Origin of the sequence: Sinorhizobium sp. P24N7 (genome assembly GCF_042436655.1) — a bacterium.
Classification (GTDB): domain Bacteria; phylum Pseudomonadota; class Alphaproteobacteria; order Rhizobiales; family Rhizobiaceae; genus Sinorhizobium; species Sinorhizobium meliloti_A.
This window is the reverse complement of record NZ_JBHMIW010000117.1, coordinates 1-473: the sequence shown is the minus strand read 5'-3', so window position 1 is coordinate 473 and position 473 is coordinate 1. Positions and strand designations below refer to the sequence as shown.

The following is a 473-nucleotide window of genomic DNA, read 5'->3' as shown; positions in this document are numbered from 1 at the left end:
ACTGGTGTTTCGTGATCAGGCGTCACCAAGCGTGAGCTTCCAACACGGGCTCAACGGCAAGCACCGGGCAAAGCTGCTGGCCTTCTGACAACGCACTCGGCAGAGCAGGGATTTGAAAGGCGGAGAGCCTCGGTCGCTGAGCGTATCGGCGGATGTTCCCGTCTGTGCTTGCCGCTATGTCTCGTCGGTAACGCCGAGGGGAGAAAGCGGGGCGGAGCTGCAGTTGAACCGCGAGCACGGTTACCGTGAATGTTCGCATCACGAGTACGGTGCCAATAGTCGCCGCCGAACGCTAGGACGGTGAACCACGGTCTCCGGTATTGGCCGGAATTCTCTGCAACGGCATGGGACGTCCAAGCAGGTAGCCTTGTGCTTTTGTGACCCCCAGCCGTCGCAAAGTTTCGAGCTCCGACGTGGGTTCGACGCCCTCGCTCAATCTTTCGGATCCGATCTCACGACCGAACACGACAAGC

General features: G+C 60.0%; 1 pseudogene. It reads right to left on the bottom strand.

What is annotated here, in order from left to right:
* Positions 1-292 precede the first annotated feature (292 nt).
* Positions 293-473: pseudogene (locus tag ACFHWW_RS34220) on the bottom strand (hypothetical protein); the annotation flags it as partial.